This is a genomic window from Gilliamella sp. M0320, assembly GCF_016101635.1.
Lineage (GTDB): Bacteria > Pseudomonadota > Gammaproteobacteria > Enterobacterales > Orbaceae > Gilliamella > Gilliamella apis.
The window spans coordinates 172,839-189,642 of the sequence record NZ_JACFQD010000001.1 but is presented as its reverse complement, the minus strand read 5'-3'; the positions used below and the strand labels follow the sequence as shown (position 1 = coordinate 189,642).

Genomic DNA, 16,804 nt, shown 5'->3' with positions numbered 1-16,804 from the left:
TTACCTACTAATATACGATCATTTGGCCATCTACTTGGCGGTCTGGTTTAACGTTCATTGTTCTAAGAACACCACCCATAATTCGACTAAAAACAGGTGCGGAAACAGAGCCGCCATAATATTGTCCTGCTTTTGGATTATCAATTACCACAACTAGTGAATATTTTGGCCCTGTTGCCGGTGCAATACCTGCGGTATAAGCTAAATACTGGTTGACATATCGACCACCAGCTAGTTTTTTAGCTGTACCCGTTTTAACACCGACACTATATCCAGGAACTGAGGCTTTAGTTCCGCCACCGGTTACTGCCACAGCTTCCATCAATTGCACTACAGTTTTAGCTATTTTTTCACTTACAACCCGTTTACCTTCTACGGGTTCTGTCACTTTTAATATTGAAACCGGTCGATAAACACCATAACTACCTATAGTTGCATAAGCTCGAGCTAATTGTAATGGGGTAACACTTAAGCCATAACCAAAAGAAAAAGTTGCACGCTCTATATCCGCCCATTTTCTTGTTCTATCGGCAGCAATAGAACCACTAACTTCACCTCCTAAACCAAGTTCTGTTGGTTGGCCTAAGCCAAAACGACTATAAAACTCAACAAGATCACCTGATTGCATTTGCAGTGCTAATTTACTTACCCCTACATTACTGGATTTTTCCAAAATACCAGCCAAATTCAGTGCTTTTTGATAAGAAACATCTTTTATTTCATAGCGGTTAACTAAAAATGGTCTAGTATCTATGATAGTGTTCAAATCAGCTATTTTCTTTTCTAATGCAGCCATAACAACTAAAGGTTTAACTGTTGAACCTGGCTCGAATGCATCTGTTATGGCTCGATTTCGTAACAAATTATAATCAATTGAAGAACGATTATTTGGATTATAGGATGGGCTGGTTGCCATCGCTAAAATCTCACCAGTATGAACATCGATTAAAACAGCTGTACCACTATCAGCCTTATTAAAAGTAACAGCTTGGCTAAGCTCGCTATAAACGAGCGACTGTAAACGCTCATCAATACTTAACGTTAAATCAGAAGCAATTTCACTTTCTGTTCTTTCTAGCTCCTCAATAACACGACCAACTCTATCTCGTCTTACTACACGTTGTCCTGATTCACCAATAAGCCATTTATTAAAACTTTTTTCGATACCTTCAGAACCTTTTTCTGTACCGTTTTCATCGGTATCTGTTAAGCCAATTAATTGGGCGATATTTTCTGCTGCAGGGTAATAACGTTTTGAAGTCTTAGCAAACGATATTCCTGGTAATTTCAATTTTTTTAAATAATCCGATATAGTTGGTGTAATTTGTTTAGATAAATAAACAAAACGCATCGATGGATTACTCAATTTTTGTTCTAATGTCGACATTGGAATATTTAACGTTTTCGCTAATCCTTGCCAACGAATATCATTGGCATCAACCCCACCTTTCTGCACAACTATTTTCGGATCAGCCCAAACATCATACATTGGAACGCTAACGGCCAGTGCTCTACCATTACGATCAGTAATCATCGCTCTCGGCGCACTCATTTCTTGATGACGAATGGAACGTTTATTGGCTTCAGCAATAAGTTTATCGGGTTCAATTATTTGTAAAATAGCCAATCTAATCAACAAACCAATAATAGCTAAAATAATAAAGCCATATACTAGGTAGAATCGATTAAGCGTAAAAACTTGCTTTTTACTGTTTAATTTATTCCCTTTATTCGATTTCGTAGTAAGTCTTACGTTATCTTTTTTATTTTTATTGGCAAACTTCATTATTTACTCTTTATCACAATAACGGTTTCATTTTGAGGTGTAACATACGACATACTTAATTGATTTTTAGCTTTTTCTTCAATCCGTTTTGGATCTGCAAGCACGTTTTCTTCAATAACTAAATTACGCCATTCACTTTCTAATACATCTTGTTCAAGTAGTAATTGTTCACGTTCAAATAATTGTTTACGTACCTGCTGTGTTGTTATCAATATAGCACCAGCTGAGATAATAATAAGTAACAATAACAATAATGAAATCTTTTGATGACCAAGCAAATCATTAAGGATTAATCCAAATAAACTTTTGCTTGGTCTTTTTTGATTGTGTATTTCTACACTAGTTCTGTTATAAATTTCATTGTTTTGGTTACTATTCATTTTTCCTTTCTGCTATCCTTAATATCGCGCTACGTGAACGCGGGTTACCATATATTTCATCATTACTCGGCTTAATTTTGCCAAGTGATTTTAATTTAGCATTACCATATTGTTTAATTTGTTGTTCTGTTAATGGTAACCCTGCAGGTAAATCTGGACCTTTACTCTGTTTATTAATAAATTGTTTTACGATTCTATCTTCTAAGGAATGAAAACTAATCACAGCAAGTCTTCCTTGATTAGCCAGTATTGACAAGCTGCTATTTAATGCTTGTTCAACTTCCTCAAGTTCACTATTTATGTAAATCCTAATAGCTTGAAATGAGCGTGTTGCTGGATGTTTATTTTTATCTTTCTTCGGAGTCACTTTTTCAATTAAACTCGCTAACTCTAAGGTACGAGTGATTGGTGCTACCTTATTTTGCTCGACAATTGCCCGCGCGATACGTTTAGCAAATTTTTCCTCACCAAAAGTTTTTAATACCCATGCAATATCATTTTCATCACTATTTAGTAACCACTCACTTGCAGTTATACCTTTATGATTATTCATCCGCATATCAAGTGGTCCATCTTTCATAAAAGAAAATCCTCTTTCAGGATCATCTAATTGAGGTGATGACACACCTAAATCTAACAAAAAACCATCAACGCAGCCTAGGAACCCTAATTCATTAATATATTGATATACATTAGAAAATTCACCTCTAACAAAAGTAAATCTAGGATCATTTATCTGACATGCTGCTTGCTCAGCCCTATCATCACGGTCAATTGCTATTAGTTTTCCTTTGTCACCTAATTGTTCGAGGATCAAACGAGAATGACCACCACGGCCAAAAGTCCCATCAACATAAATACCGTTTTTTTTTAAATTCAATGCTTCTACAGCTTCATTTAATAAAACTGTTTTATGTTGATAATCCATTGTTATTTACTCTTATTAAATTGTTAGATTTTTTAAATTATCTGATAAGTTTTCAATATCTGTTGGTAACGCAGCAATATCATCACTAATTTGTTGATACCATATTCCTTCATCCCAAATTTCAAATTTATTAGATTGGCCGACAAACATAGTATGTTTTTCTAGTTTTGCATAAGTACGTAAAGTTGGTGGAAGTAAAATACGTCCAGCATTATCTAAATTACATTCCGTTGCATAACCTAATAGTAGCCTTTTAATTCTTCTTTCTACTTCAATAATAGTCGACAATGTTGATAGTTGTAATTCAATTTTTTGCCATTCAGACATTGAATAAAGTGTTAAACAAGGATGATATAAACCAATGGTACAAACTAAACCGTCAGACAAAAAATCACGATAACGAGTAGGAATTGCTATTCGCCCTTTACTATCTAAATTGATTGAAATTGCACCACTAAACATGAAAGCACCATAATTAACAATTTTTATTGTTTTTAATTAATAAAAAAATCAATATGTTAATTAAAATCCTATTTTTTACCACTTTACCCCACTTTTTACCACAAAAGTTAATAAAATAATAGATGTTTAATTAATTTATTTCTAACAATGTAAAAAATGTCTATAACTGCTAGTAAATACTAACAACTGGAATAAAGTAATAAAAAATATTAAAAGGAATTATGGATGTAGTTATTAAATACTAAACGTTATGTTTTCTAATAAAAAATGCTGTTGATCAGAGCATTATAAATATAAAAGATAAATGATTTTTGGTAACAATAGATTTTAGTACCAGACTGAAAATTAGAATATTGCCAGTCAGAACTGGCAATCTTGATTTAGTTAAGAAGCAGTCCAAAAACCAATAACATTGACTTTGTTTTGCTGCAAAACTGCACGAATAGGCATTTGATTAATATTGTCGCCTTGTTCTGCTTGCTCAAGTACTTGCATCTTACTTTCACCGACTAAATGTAAATAGATATTTTCACTATCTAAAATAGCAGGTAATGTTAAGGTAATACGATCAAGTGGAGCGGTTAATGGTGTCATACCGATAACTTTGCGACCGGATTTCATATCTAACCCCGCCATTAAATTAGCTGCACCAGGGAAAAGCGAGGCAGTATGTCCATCTTCACCCATTCCCAAAATTAACACATCAAATGGCATCGGAATTTTATTTAATATTTTATCGGTAATTTCTGCACCGTCGAATGGATTATCACAATTATTTTTCAAGCCGACAAAATTAGCTAATTTAGCCTTATTTTGTAGTAAATAAGTTAATACTAACTTCTCATTACTCGCATCATCAGTATCATTTACCCATCGATCATCAACTAATGTAATAAAAACCTTATGCCAATCTAAATCTTGTTGGCTTAGTAATTTAAATAGTGGTATAGGTGTTTTTCCACCGGATACGGCGATAGAGGCATGTCCTTTTTTTTCAATAGCCTTTTTTAGTTCTTTAACAATATGGGCAGCTAAATCTTCAATCAATAATTGATTGTTTGAGTATTTATTTAATGTAAACATTTTCGCATTTCCTCTATTCAAACTCATGCCATGAATGACCATCTTTAGTGATCAAAGCCACTGAAGCGACAGGTCCCCAAGTACCTGCAGGATAGGTTTTTGGTAATTCATTATCTAAATTCCAAGCACTAATAATTGAATCAACCCATTTCCATGCTGCTTCAACTTCATCACGGTGAACAAATAAAGCTTGTCTGCCACGCATCACTTCTAATAATAAACGCTCATAAGCATCAGCACTATGTTGATGAAATGTTTCTCTAAAACTTAAGTCTAGCTTAGTAGTTTGTAAATTATGAGTACTATCTAAGCCAGGAACTTTATTTAAAATTTCAATGTCCATACCTTCATCTGGCTGTAAACGGATAGTTAGTTTATTTTGTGGCAATTCTGAATAAGATTCGCTAAATAAATTAAGCGGTAAAGATTTAAAATAAACCACAACTTCAGAACATTTGCTTGGTAAGCGTTTACCCGTTCTTAAATAGAAAGGAACCCCTGCCCAACGCCAATTATCTATATCCACACGAATAGCAACAAATGTTTCCGTATTACTTTGCTTATTAGCACCATCTTCTTCTAAATAACCAGGCACATTAATACCATTAACAAATCCAGCCGTATATTGGCCTCTAACTACTTTTTCACGAATATTAGCTTTATTAATTGGACGTAATGCATTCAGTACTGCAATCTTTTCTCTACGTAAACTATCGTCGTCAAGATTTGCCGGTGGCGACATTGCAATCATAGTAAGAATTTGTAATAAATGATTTTGCACCATATCTCGCATTTGCCCAGCTTTATCAAAATAACCCCAACGCCCCTCAATTCCAACTTGTTCGGCAACAGTTATTTCAACATGATCGATTGAATTTCTATCCCAAAATGCAGCAAACACAGGGTTAGCAAAGCGTAATGCAAGTAAATTTAAAACTGACTCTTTGCCTAAATAATGATCAATACGATAAACTTGTGACTCACTAAAAAATTTTGCAACTGAATCATTAATTTCTTTCGATGATTGTAAATCAAAACCTAATGGCTTTTCCATGACAATTCGACTTTGAGATTGGTTCAAACCTGCAGCTGCTAAGCCTTGACAGATAGTCCCAAATGTATTCGGATGCATAGCAAAATAAAAAATAGCAGGATGCGATTTTTCAAGTTTATTTTTCAAAGAATCAAACCCTGATATATCATTAACATCTAATTTATGAAAGTTTAGACGCTGACTAAGTCGTTGCCAAACACTTTCATCTAAAGGCTCGGACATAAATGAGGTCAACGCATCTTTAGCTACTTCAGCATAAGCCTTTTGATCCCAATCAGCACGGCCTACACCTAGAATTTTTGTCTGTTTTGGTAACTTTCCATATTTTTCTAATTGATATAGAGACGGTAAAAGTTTACGCCTCGTTAAATCCCCTTTAGCGCCAAAAATAACTAAATCGCAAGCTGGGATATCAGACATGAAGTTCTCCTAAAATGGTGTCATCTACAATTTATTTTATTATGTTTGATTACCAGTATACATCAAGTTAATAGAATAAATCATAATAATAGGTATTTGTCTTTTTTAGACTCAAATAAAAAAATAAAAGGTCACCTATATGGTGACCTTTTATCTAAAAATATGTTGAATAATACTTCAACAATCAGCAATTATGCGCGTACGAAATCCATATGAACTAATTTTGGTTTAAATGGATGACGTTGTACCGCTTGTACTTTAACTTTAACTGCTTTACCATCAATTTCAATAGTTAATACTTCAGAATAAAATTCCGGTTTTTCTTGCATATTGAATACTTGGTTGTGATCTAACACGATAGAAACTGCAGGTTCTGTTCCACCATAGACAATAGCCGGGAACTGACCAGCGTGACGCAGGCGGCGGCTCGCACCCTTACCATGCTCTTTTCTTACTTCAGCTTTAAATGTAAACATATTGATTTCTCTTATTTATTCAAAATAAAAACCAATTACAGGCGACCCAGTAGTTGGTTATAAAATTAGTGCTCTAAAAAGCGCTAGGGATTATAAAGTGTTATGTTAGTAAACGCAATCAAATAATCAACTCTACAAAGATAAAGTCACATATTGATTGCATTTATAATAAGCAAAATATAATGCTTAAATCACTTCAATCTTAAACCCATATACTGATTTTTGTGTTGTCGATAATTTTAACGGTTTATTAATACGACAGGTCTCAACGCATACCATAGATTGATATTCTTGATCAGCGAAATCAGCCATTGCTTTAGCTTTATCTATCCAAGGATTCCAAGTAACGACATCACTTGCATTAATATTAGTTAATTTTATAGTTCGTTTCCCATCAAAGATGGTGATTGCTTCATCAGCATTAGTATAAACACGATCAACTTCTTGATTAAAGGTTAGTTGTCCTAAAATAGCCGGTTTATTTTCAACTGGTAAGCGATCTTGATATAAATCCCCTAAACCTTTAACAGTAACATTATCAATATTATTAATACCAAAATAAGTATGTAATGCACTTGTTGCTTCAAAATCTCCTTGGCAAGATAATGTCACTTCACAAGTTTGTCCCACATGAATGGTTAACCATGCCTGAAAAGGTTTTGTGAAAAAACGTTCTGTCTGTTGGTTATTGGTTAATGATAAAGTTAGATCAACACCATTATTGTCTTCTTTACAAGAATCTAATTGCCATTGAACTAAACGAGCAAAACCATGCATTGGCTCACCCAATTTACCAAACCATGGCCAACAAATTGGCACTCCGCCTCTAATTGCCATTTCTTTTTTAAAATTCGCTTTTTGACTCAACCAAATAACAGGAGTAGTTTCTGTTGAAGGTTGCCAAAATAGTAAATGAGCACCTTGTAACGATACTGCTGCTGAACATGTTGGATGTTTAATCACTAAGACAGGTAATTCACCAAATATATTTTGATGGACTGATAAACTCAATGACGAACCGGTAGCATAACTATCTAAAATCTGCTTAATAATACTCATATTTACTCCTAACTATTTAATTTGCTTGGCGAATACTGCCTATAATCTAGATCTAATTGTACGCATATTACTCGAATTATAAAAACGGAATACAGACAATAAAAGCTTTTTTTACTAAATTGGAGTAATATAGCCAGCTATTTCTTATCAGTTACTTACGCTTTGTAAAAAATTTGAGGAAAGGCATATGTTTCAGTATAAAATTCCACTGAGTTTATATATACATATGCCATGGTGCGTGCAAAAATGTCCATATTGCGATTTTAATTCACACAAAATGAAGAGTGCGCCGGATTACTCTGCATATATTGATCATTTAATTAATGATTTAAAACAAGATGTATTGCTTGCTCATGATCGTTCCATTCATTCAATTTTCATCGGTGGTGGAACCCCAAGCCTTTTTTCTGCTGAATTAATTAATAAATTGTTGGTAAGTATAAACAAAATAATACCAATTAATCATAATGCAGAAATTACTATCGAAGCAAATCCTAATTCCGTTGATGTAGAAAGATTTAAAGGATATCAGCAAGCAGGTATCAACCGAATATCGATCGGAGTACAAAGCTTTCAATCAGATAAGCTTTTAAAGTTAGGACGAGTTCATAATCCACAAGAAGCAATAGATGCAGGAAAATTAGCTCATGATTTAAATTTAAAAAGCTTTAATTTAGACTTAATGCATGGCTTACCAAATCAAACAATTCAGGATGCATTGCATGATCTTAAACAGGCAATTGCAATCGCACCACCACATCTATCTTGGTACCAACTAACAATTGAGCCGAACACCTTGTTTGGTTCTAAACCTCCGCTTTTACCTGATGATGATATGCTCTGGGATATTTATCAACAAGGCCACCAATTGCTAACTAACCATGGATATCAACAATATGAAACATCGGCTTATGCAAAACCAAATTATCAATGCCAACATAATTTAAATTATTGGCGATTCGGCGATTATATCGGTATTGGTTGTGGTGCTCATGGCAAACTAACACAAAATGACGGTACCATTATTCGTACGGTAAAAACAAAACACCCGCAGGGATATATGCAAGGACGTTATTTAGAGCGATCTTATACTGTAGCTAAAGATGAATTAGCCTTTGAATTTTTTATGAATAGATTCAGACTATTTGAACCTACACCTAAAATCGAATTTGAACAAAGAACATTTTTACCTATGCAATCTATTGAACAATCAATTTCACTTGCTATCGAAAAAAACTATTTAGTTGAAGATGAAAAAAACTGGCAAATAACAGACCATGGCAAATTATTTTTAAATTCATTGCTTGAAATTTTCTTATAACAAAATTAATTAAAATGAGACAACAATTTTTCTTTACTCTAAATTAACAAAAAGCATACTAACTATTTAAACAACCATATAGAGATCTTTACTTACATTTTTTTAAAAAAAGAGCATACTAGATTTGACAATGCATTTATTTCATTGTTTTCCTATTCCTTATGTTTTCCCAATAACAATGTTATTGGGATTTTTTTGTAATAAGGAAAATTAAGTTTTCATTATCTCGTTAAACAGTTGTATGTTGTGATAAAAACTGTTTGATTTCGACAAGTGAAGATGTTCCTTCCATTGGCCCTTGTTTTGATACAGCTAATGCACCACTCACATTAGCAAATTGCAATGCTGTTTCAACAGGATACCCGGCTAATAATAAACTGACAAATGTTGCACCAAAACAATCACCAGCGCCTGTTGGATCGACTGGATTGACATTAAAACCATCAACATGAATCATTTTTAAGCTTTTTTGTTCATCTAAACCATAATAATTGGCACCTTTAGTACCACCTTTTACAACAATATGCTTAATACCATTGTTTAATAAAGTTGACATAGTTTGTTGTTCACTCTCATCATTATTTTGAGCAAAATAACAAACCTCATTTTCGCTAGGTAAGAAAATATCGGTATACTCCATAATATAACCAAAAGATTGCTCCATTTCTTGAATGTTAAACATCTCTTTACGTAAATTAGGATCAAACGAAATTGTTCCTCCTTTATTTTTAATGATATCTAATGCTTTTCTCATGGCATCAATGGCTCGAAAAGAGTAAAGCGAAGAGCCCATAACATGCAAATGAGTACAATCTTTTAACAATTTTTCATCAATATGATTAAAAGATAATAAACCACATGCACTATTGGGAATATTAAAAATGAAATCTCTATCACTATGGTCTTGATAACTAACAAACGCACTACCAGTATTAGCCATACTATGTGAAGTTATACCGTCAATAATCACACCATCTTTTTTAAGCCGATTAATACACATTTTTCCAAAGCTATCTTTTCCCACACAGCTAAAAAAAATGACAGGAAAACCTAATTTAGCGACTTGATCGGCAAATATTGCTGGAGCACCACTTGGATAAGGACCAATAAATTCACCTGTTTGATCAAAGCGTTGATTACTTTCCTTTGCCAAAAATTCAACCAGCAATTCACCTACAGTACAAATTTTAAATTCCATCTTAGTTATGTCCCCAATAGATTATGATAAGTCATACAATATTTATTAATTGCAATTTGTTTAAAATTAGAATTTAACAATTGGTGATGATATTCAGTCACCGCTGCTTTAGATAAAATTGTGACATCTATATGTTTTAATTTACCAATACTATGATTATCCGTAAACAAAGATCTTTCTAATAAAAGACCAATAGTATGTTTAGAGTTTTTTAAGATTTGTTGATATGTTTCTTTTTGTTCACTATTTTCAATAATTAGATCATTATTTTCATCAATTGCTGCCAATTCGATAATGAAATGGGAAATGGCGTAGTTATTGCGAATACTGATTAGGTCATTACAGCTTTTAATAATATTTCCTTCACATAAAACGCCACCAATTAAAATGACTTCTGCATCGGAAAATTCACGTACTAATTGTGCATTTCTTAGATCGTTCATGATAATACGTAACGATTTTTTTTTATGCAAAAAAGGGATTAGTTTCCGAGTTAAAAAACCATGTCCTAAAAAAATAGTATCACCATCATTAATATAGCTTAAACAAGCTTTTGCTAAATCAATATCAGAATTGCCTTTGGTTTGACTTGAATTAATTGTAGCAGAATTATGCACTTGCCCTTCTGGAGAAATATAAATAGCGCCGCCAAATGAACGTTTTAAATATCCTTGTTGCTCAAGGTAAGTTAAATCTTGTCGGATAGTAACATGAGAAACCTTTAACTGATCAGACAACTCATCAACTTTTACTTCACCATTTTGGCGTACAATTTTTGCGATATCTAATCGACGTTTCAATAGCGCTGAAGATGCTTTAGCCAATTTTCACTTCCTATGTTAATGGTAAATACTTTGTACAAGACACATAAAACAGGTCATATAAATATTTAGTAACGAACCATAACTGTTTCAAACTGTAACTATATAATTTTCATATATATGATCCGTTATTTCTTATTCTAGGTTAGGAAAAAATTTTTGACAAAAAAAATACTCAATTACATTTCTTATTCAGCGACAAAAGTTAGTATTTGTGATCCATCTCACAAAATTTACACTAGTATAACTTTCATTTTGCAATCATAATTGATAAAAAATAATTCCAATTTGAAAGTAACTTAAGGTTATGAGGTTCACTACAGTTAAGGAGCAGTAAAATGAGTATTATCTCAAGTCATAATATGTTAAAAAAAGCCCAAAAAGAGCAGTATGCTATTCCCGCCTTTAATATTCATAATTTAGAGACAATGCAAGTAATTGTTGAAACCGTGGCAGAATGTCAATCTCCTGTCATTTTGGCTGGTACACCAGGAACATATAGCTATGCAGGAACTGAAAATATCATTGCTATTGCCAATGAATTATCAAGAAAACATAATGTTCCATTAGCAGTACACTTAGATCACCATGAAGAATTCAATGATATAACTAACAAAATTAATGCTGGTGTTAGATCAGTAATGATTGACGGTTCACACTTTCCTTTCGATGAAAATATTGCCCTCGTAAAACGTGTTGTTGATTATGCTCACCGATATGACGTAAGTGTTGAAGCAGAACTTGGCCGCCTTGGTGGTGTTGAAGATGATCTTGTTGTCGATGCTAAAGATGCATTATATACAAATCCACAACAAGCTATAGAATTTGTTAAGAAAACAAATATAGACTCTCTGGCTATTGCGATAGGTACAGCACATGGAATGTATAAATCAGAACCAAAACTTGATTTTGACCGCTTATCCGAAATTCGTTCAGTAGTAGATATACCATTAGTTTTACATGGCGCTTCAGGTGTTCCAGATAAAGATGTTCGTGAATGTATCAAACGTGGTATTTGTAAAGTAAATGTTGCAACTGAATTAAAAATTGCTTTTTCTGATGCCCTAAAACAATACTTTATTGAAAATCCAGATGCTAATGATCCTCGACACTATATGAAACCAGCTAAAGCAGCAATGAAAGAGATTGTCAAAAAAATCATTACAACTTGTGGCTGTGCAGGTAAGTTATAAAGGAAATCATATGATTTACACTTTAACACTTAATACTGCAATTGATATGAATATTCATTGCCAAGGGCTAAAACCCAATTCAGTAAATAGAACACTAGATACAGAATATAGCCCTAACGGTAAAGCAGTTAATGTTTCAATTGTATTAAATAAATTTGATAAACCTACTTGTGCATTAGGCTTTTTTGGTGGTTTCTCGGGAAAATATATTATTGATGAACTAACTAAGATGCAAATTCAAACTATCCCTTGTTTGATCGATGATATTACCAGAATTAATGTTTTTATTAATGATGAACAAAATGAATTTAAATTGGTCTCTAAGGGACCTTTTATTCCTGATAACAAAAAAGCTGAAATGCTAACTATTATTGAGTCACTCAACAATAACAGTTATTTAGTTATAAGTGGTAGTTTGCCAAATAACATTGAACCTGATTATTTGGAATTAATTTTAAAAATTTGCATAAGCAAAAATATCAAAATAATTTTAGATATTAGTCATACTAAATTAAAAGATTTATTAATTTATAAACCTTTACTTATCAAACCTAATAATGAAGAGTTAAAAGATATTTTTGGTTTTACAACTGATACAACAGAGCAAATAATTGCAGCATTAGAAAATGTTCATCAGCAAGGAGCACAAAATATTTTACTAACTATGGGTTCAAAAGGACTTTACTTTTCAAACGGGAAAAATATTTGGTTCTGTAATTCAGTATCCATAAAACAATTAAGTTCTGCTTGTGCAGGAGATGCATCGCTAGCTGCATTTCTTAGCGAATGGCTTCCTGCTCAAAACAATTATGAACTAGCCATGAAAAAGGCATCAGCAACTGGTGCCAATGTTGCCGAATCAAATGGTTTAGGATTATTAAACAAAGTTAGTACCTATATCAAACAACTTGAAGTGACTCAAATAAAATAAAATTAAATGGAAAATTGTTATGAAAAAAATACTAGCAGTAACAGGGTGTCCTACTGGTATAGCACATACCTATATGGCAGAAGAAGCATTGAAATCAGCAGCTCAAAAAGCTGGGGTTGAAATTAAAGTAGAAACCAATGGCGCAAGTGGTGTAGAAAACCTAATAACTGATGCAGATATTGCTGATGCAATTGGTGTGATTATTGCGGCTGATAAAGATGTTAATCCTGATCGTTTTAATGGATTACCGGTTATTGAAGTACCTGTAAAAGATGGTATTCATAAAGCGACTATGCTTATTGAAAAAATAAACTCAGGAACAGTACCTATTCGCAAAAAATTAAAAAACAACAGTCACTCATCAGAACTACCAAATCAAAATGAATTAAAAGAATCTGTTGGTCGACAAATATATAAGCATCTTATGAGTGGTGTTTCAAATATGTTACCATTCGTTGTTGCTGGAGGAGTATTAATTGCATTGTCATTTCTATGGGGTATTTATTCCGCAGATCAAAGCAATCCTGAATATAATGAGTTTGCTGCATTACTAATGAAAATTGGTGGCCAAGCTTTCGGTATTATGGTCCCTATTTTTACAGGTTTTTTAGCTTATTCAATAAGTGGGCGACCAGGTATGGTAGCTGGTTTTGTCGGTGGTTTAATTGCTAATATAACTGGTGCAGGTTTTTTAGGTGGTATTATTGCTGGATTCGCTGCTGGTTATTTAATGCTGATTGTTAAAAGACTTTTAGATGGCCTTCCTCGTGCATTTGAAGGACTTAAATCAATTTTCATAATGCCATTAATAGGGGTATTTGTGATTGGTGCAGGCATGTTTTTACTTGGTGGACCGATTGCTGTTGTTAATAATGGCATGAAAGAATGGTTAGCCTCATTGCAATCTGCTAATCCTATTTTATTAGGAATTGTTATTGGTGGAATGTGCTCTTTCGACTTCGGTGGCCCTATCAATAAAGCTGCTTATGTAACAGGTACAATGCTGTTAGGAGAAGGTAATTACTATTTTATGGCTGGTGTTTCCGCGGCCTGTATTGTACCTCCTTTTGTTATTGCCTTTGCAACTACTATTTTCCGAAGTAAAGCATTTACTGAAGAAGAGCGTGCTGCTGGCATTGTAAATTATATACTTGGTTCAACTCATATAACCGAAGGCGCTATTCCATTTGCTGCCAAAGATCCATTACACGTTATTCCAATTATGATGTTTTCATCAGCTATTGCCTCAGTATTAACTTTTATTAGTCAAATCCAAGTTCCTGCACCTCATGGAGGATTTTTAGTCCTACCTTTAGTCAATAAACCTTTCATGTGGGTTGGTTGTATTTTTATAGGTGCATTAGTCGGAGCGATTTTATTAGGTTTATGTCGTATACGTGAAAAACGAAAATCGACTGTTGAAAAATAAAAAGTCAATTATTAAATATGGCTAATAAATTGATCTTTTGAATATATATGAATTTTTAAGGTAAATAAATGAGCAATATACAATTAAAAATTGAAGATATATCTATTATAAATGGCGTTTATACTAAACAAGATGCAATAAAAGCGGTATCAGAAAATATGATAAAAGCGGGATTAGTAAAGCCCGATTATACTCAATCGATGTTCGATCGTGATCTGCAAATATCAACTTTTCTGGGTAATGGTATAGCAATTCCTCATGGAACTACCGATAAACGTGATAGTGTTATACAAACAGGATTAAAAGTTATCTATTACCCTGATGGTATAAATTGGGATGAAGATAATAATATTGCCTATGTTGTTATTGGTATAGCGGCAAAAAGTAATGAACACTTAGATATTTTGCGTCAATTAACAAGAGCAGTTATTGCTGAAGATACTTTAGCGCGAATTCAATCCGTTAAAAAACCAGAAGAGCTATTAACAATCCTTCAAGGCAACTAATATAACCATCCCATGAGAAGAGACGATATGAACTCATGGGAGGTTACCTCCAACTGATTAACAATCAATCAATTAAAGCGGTTAATACAGTAAGTTTTTAAACTATAAGAAGAATATTAGGTATTAAAAAATTCCAGACGATTATTGACAATTGTTTTATTGTTAACCATTTCAAATGAGATTAAAACGCCTTCCCAAGTAATACCTAAAACAATTAACATGCCTTCAAAATCATAGTAATAAAGCATATAATCTTTATTATAACTACCATCTTTAAATCTATAATTATGGTTAAATTCATCAGTTAATTCAAACGGGTGACCAATCTTAAAATCAAAACCAAGGTAACTTAAAATTTGATTAGCTTTATCAATTAAAAAAGTGTTATCCATAACTTCTTGAATTGATAATACTTCAACATGATCTAAAATATAAAAAAATTCAATTTGATAACCACCTTTTAGTATTCCTTGGACATCAGCATAACTGAAATCTTCAATAGTCTGATATTGATCTGAACTAAAAAAATCATCAATATTGAGCATACTAAATTTTGTTTTATCATACATATCAATTAAATCGCTTTTCTATTTTCCGTTTGATCTTATTCAAACTAGATTATTCAACTATCGCCAAGATTAAAGTTTACTTTCTTTTTAAAATAATCCTTAAATCATCACCGATCATTTCAACTGATTCAAAACGAAATTGCGGCGCTAATGAGAGTTTTTGTAGATTAGGTAATACGCACATGTCTTGGGCATTATGACCTAGCAATTTAGGAGCATAATATATGATTAATTCATCAACCAGATCTTGTTCAATTAGTGCACCGGCTAAATGAGCTCCAGCTTCAACCCATACAGAATTAATTTGTTGCTCAGCTAATATGGATAATAACTTTGATAAATCAACTTGATGATTATTTGATGATTCAATGATAAGTTTGCTATTTGAAGATAATATTGGCAGATTTTGCTTGCGAACAATCCATATTTCACCAGATTGATCGAAAATATTTTCATTACCCATCATTTGATTTTGACTATCGATTATCACTCGTACTGGTTGGCGAACTTCATCGAAAGGATAAATTTTTTTAATTGAATCAGGCAATTCACTAAATCTAACAGTTAAACTGGCATTATCAGCTTGAACTGTTTTCCTTGTGCTCAATATACAACTAGCTTGAGCTCTATATTGTTGAACATCTTGTCTTGCTAATGCAGATGTAATCCATTTACTTTCACCGGAGGCCATAGCAATTTTACCATCCAATGAAACCGCCATTTTAAGTTGAACGTATGGCAGACCTGTTCGCATACGTTTTAAAAAACCTTTATTAATCGCTTCGGCTTGCTCGGTTAAAACGCCAACTTGAACTTCAATTCCAGCATCTTTTAATCGTTTAATGCCATTACCAGCAACGTTAGGATTAGGATCTTGCATAGCAATAATTACTCGCTTTATGCCAGCTTGAATAAGAGCGTCAGCACAAGGTGGAGTTCGGCCAAAATGACTGCAAGGTTCTAATGTTACATAAGCCGTTGCCCCTTTTGCTTGGTCACCAGCCATTCTTAATGCATAAACTTCGGCATGAGGCTGCCCGGCTTTTTGATGATAACCTTTGCCAATGATCTGATCATTTTTAACAATAACACAACCAACATTAGGATTAGGGGTAGTGGTAAAGCGACCAAGTTCAGCGAGCTCTATAGCTTGCTGCATATAATATAGATCTTTATCCATAGCTATCT

17 protein-coding genes are annotated in these 16,804 nt (G+C 33.1%); 5 read left to right on the top strand and 12 right to left on the bottom strand.

Annotation, left to right across the window (positions count from 1 at the left end):
- Nucleotides 1-7: 7 nt before the first annotated feature.
- The 8 genes from ftsI to H3T83_RS00810 form a co-directional block, all read right to left on the bottom strand.
- On the bottom strand, nt 8-1,786 hold the full coding sequence (gene ftsI / locus H3T83_RS00845; RefSeq protein ID WP_034901166.1) for a peptidoglycan glycosyltransferase FtsI: 1,779 nt from the start codon (nt 1,784-1,786) through the stop codon (nt 8-10).
- Nucleotides 1,786-2,166, bottom strand: coding sequence for a cell division protein FtsL (gene ftsL / locus H3T83_RS00840; RefSeq protein ID WP_065578131.1), 381 nt, complete (start codon nt 2,164-2,166; stop codon nt 1,786-1,788). The genes ftsI and ftsL overlap by 1 nt, the downstream gene beginning before the upstream one ends.
- Nucleotides 2,159-3,094, bottom strand: a complete 936-nt coding sequence (gene rsmH, locus H3T83_RS00835; RefSeq protein WP_065614421.1) for a 16S rRNA (cytosine(1402)-N(4))-methyltransferase RsmH — start codon at nt 3,092-3,094, stop codon at nt 2,159-2,161. The genes ftsL and rsmH overlap by 8 nt, the downstream gene beginning before the upstream one ends.
- A gap of 15 nt (nt 3,095-3,109) precedes the next feature.
- Nucleotides 3,110-3,556, bottom strand: a complete 447-nt coding sequence (mraZ, locus tag H3T83_RS00830) for a division/cell wall cluster transcriptional repressor MraZ (protein ID WP_034901162.1) — start codon at nt 3,554-3,556, stop codon at nt 3,110-3,112.
- A 384-nt stretch (nt 3,557-3,940) separates the two neighbouring features.
- Complete coding sequence (gene pgl, locus H3T83_RS00825) at nt 3,941-4,639, bottom strand: 6-phosphogluconolactonase (protein WP_198214826.1); 699 nt, start codon at nt 4,637-4,639, stop codon at nt 3,941-3,943.
- A gap of 13 nt (nt 4,640-4,652) precedes the next feature.
- Nucleotides 4,653-6,113: a glucose-6-phosphate dehydrogenase gene (zwf, locus tag H3T83_RS00820; RefSeq protein WP_198214825.1), complete on the bottom strand. Its 1,461-nt coding sequence runs from the start codon at nt 6,111-6,113 to the stop codon at nt 4,653-4,655.
- A 191-nt stretch (nt 6,114-6,304) separates the two neighbouring features.
- Nucleotides 6,305-6,589: a 50S ribosomal protein L25 gene (gene rplY, locus H3T83_RS00815; protein WP_034901157.1), complete on the bottom strand. Its 285-nt coding sequence runs from the start codon at nt 6,587-6,589 to the stop codon at nt 6,305-6,307.
- Nucleotides 6,590-6,775: 186 nt separating this feature from the next.
- Nucleotides 6,776-7,648, bottom strand: a complete 873-nt coding sequence (locus H3T83_RS00810; protein WP_065651609.1) for a D-hexose-6-phosphate mutarotase — start codon at nt 7,646-7,648, stop codon at nt 6,776-6,778.
- Nucleotides 7,649-7,835: 187 nt separating this feature from the next.
- Here H3T83_RS00810 and hemW point away from each other — a divergent pair, with 187 nt between their 5' ends.
- The gene (gene hemW, locus H3T83_RS00805; protein WP_198214824.1) at nt 7,836-8,969 is read left to right on the top strand and encodes a radical SAM family heme chaperone HemW; all 1,134 of its coding nucleotides are present in this window, start codon (nt 7,836-7,838) and stop codon (nt 8,967-8,969) included.
- 229 nt (nt 8,970-9,198) lie between these two features.
- Here hemW and H3T83_RS00800 read toward each other — a convergent pair whose 3' ends face one another.
- Together H3T83_RS00800 and H3T83_RS00795 are read right to left on the bottom strand one after the other, a co-directional pair.
- A complete protein-coding gene (locus H3T83_RS00800) occupies nt 9,199-10,167 on the bottom strand; it encodes a sugar kinase (protein ID WP_198214823.1) in 969 nt (322 codons plus the stop codon).
- Nucleotides 10,168-10,172: 5 nt separating this feature from the next.
- Nucleotides 10,173-10,991, bottom strand: a complete 819-nt coding sequence (locus tag H3T83_RS00795; protein WP_198214822.1) for a DeoR/GlpR family DNA-binding transcription regulator — start codon at nt 10,989-10,991, stop codon at nt 10,173-10,175.
- A gap of 335 nt (nt 10,992-11,326) precedes the next feature.
- Between H3T83_RS00795 and H3T83_RS00790 the strand changes: the two genes are divergently transcribed.
- The 4 genes from H3T83_RS00790 to H3T83_RS00775 all read left to right on the top strand — a co-directional run bounded on the left by H3T83_RS00790 (nt 11,327) and on the right by H3T83_RS00775 (nt 15,047).
- On the top strand, nt 11,327-12,181 hold the full coding sequence (locus H3T83_RS00790; RefSeq protein WP_034901151.1) for a tagatose bisphosphate family class II aldolase: 855 nt from the start codon (nt 11,327-11,329) through the stop codon (nt 12,179-12,181).
- Nucleotides 12,182-12,191: 10 nt separating this feature from the next.
- Nucleotides 12,192-13,112, top strand: coding sequence for a 1-phosphofructokinase family hexose kinase (locus H3T83_RS00785; protein ID WP_034901149.1), 921 nt, complete (start codon nt 12,192-12,194; stop codon nt 13,110-13,112).
- A 19-nt stretch (nt 13,113-13,131) separates the two neighbouring features.
- Nucleotides 13,132-14,541 carry a PTS fructose transporter subunit IIC gene (locus H3T83_RS00780; RefSeq protein ID WP_065578139.1) on the top strand — a complete coding sequence of 470 codons (1,410 nt, stop codon included), beginning with the start codon at nt 13,132-13,134 and terminating at the stop codon, nt 14,539-14,541.
- A 68-nt stretch (nt 14,542-14,609) separates the two neighbouring features.
- A complete protein-coding gene (locus H3T83_RS00775) occupies nt 14,610-15,047 on the top strand; it encodes a PTS sugar transporter subunit IIA (protein WP_086320958.1) in 438 nt (145 codons plus the stop codon).
- 116 nt (nt 15,048-15,163) lie between these two features.
- On the opposite strand, the gene H3T83_RS00770 is transcribed toward H3T83_RS00775, so the two are convergent.
- Nucleotides 15,164-15,616 (bottom strand): hypothetical protein, encoded by a 453-nt coding sequence (locus tag H3T83_RS00770; protein ID WP_198214821.1) that lies wholly within the window; start codon nt 15,614-15,616, stop codon nt 15,164-15,166.
- A gap of 76 nt (nt 15,617-15,692) precedes the next feature.
- Nucleotides 15,693-16,796: a bifunctional diaminohydroxyphosphoribosylaminopyrimidine deaminase/5-amino-6-(5-phosphoribosylamino)uracil reductase RibD gene (gene ribD, locus H3T83_RS00765; RefSeq protein WP_065651616.1), complete on the bottom strand. Its 1,104-nt coding sequence runs from the start codon at nt 16,794-16,796 to the stop codon at nt 15,693-15,695.
- Nucleotides 16,797-16,804 lie beyond the last annotated feature (8 nt).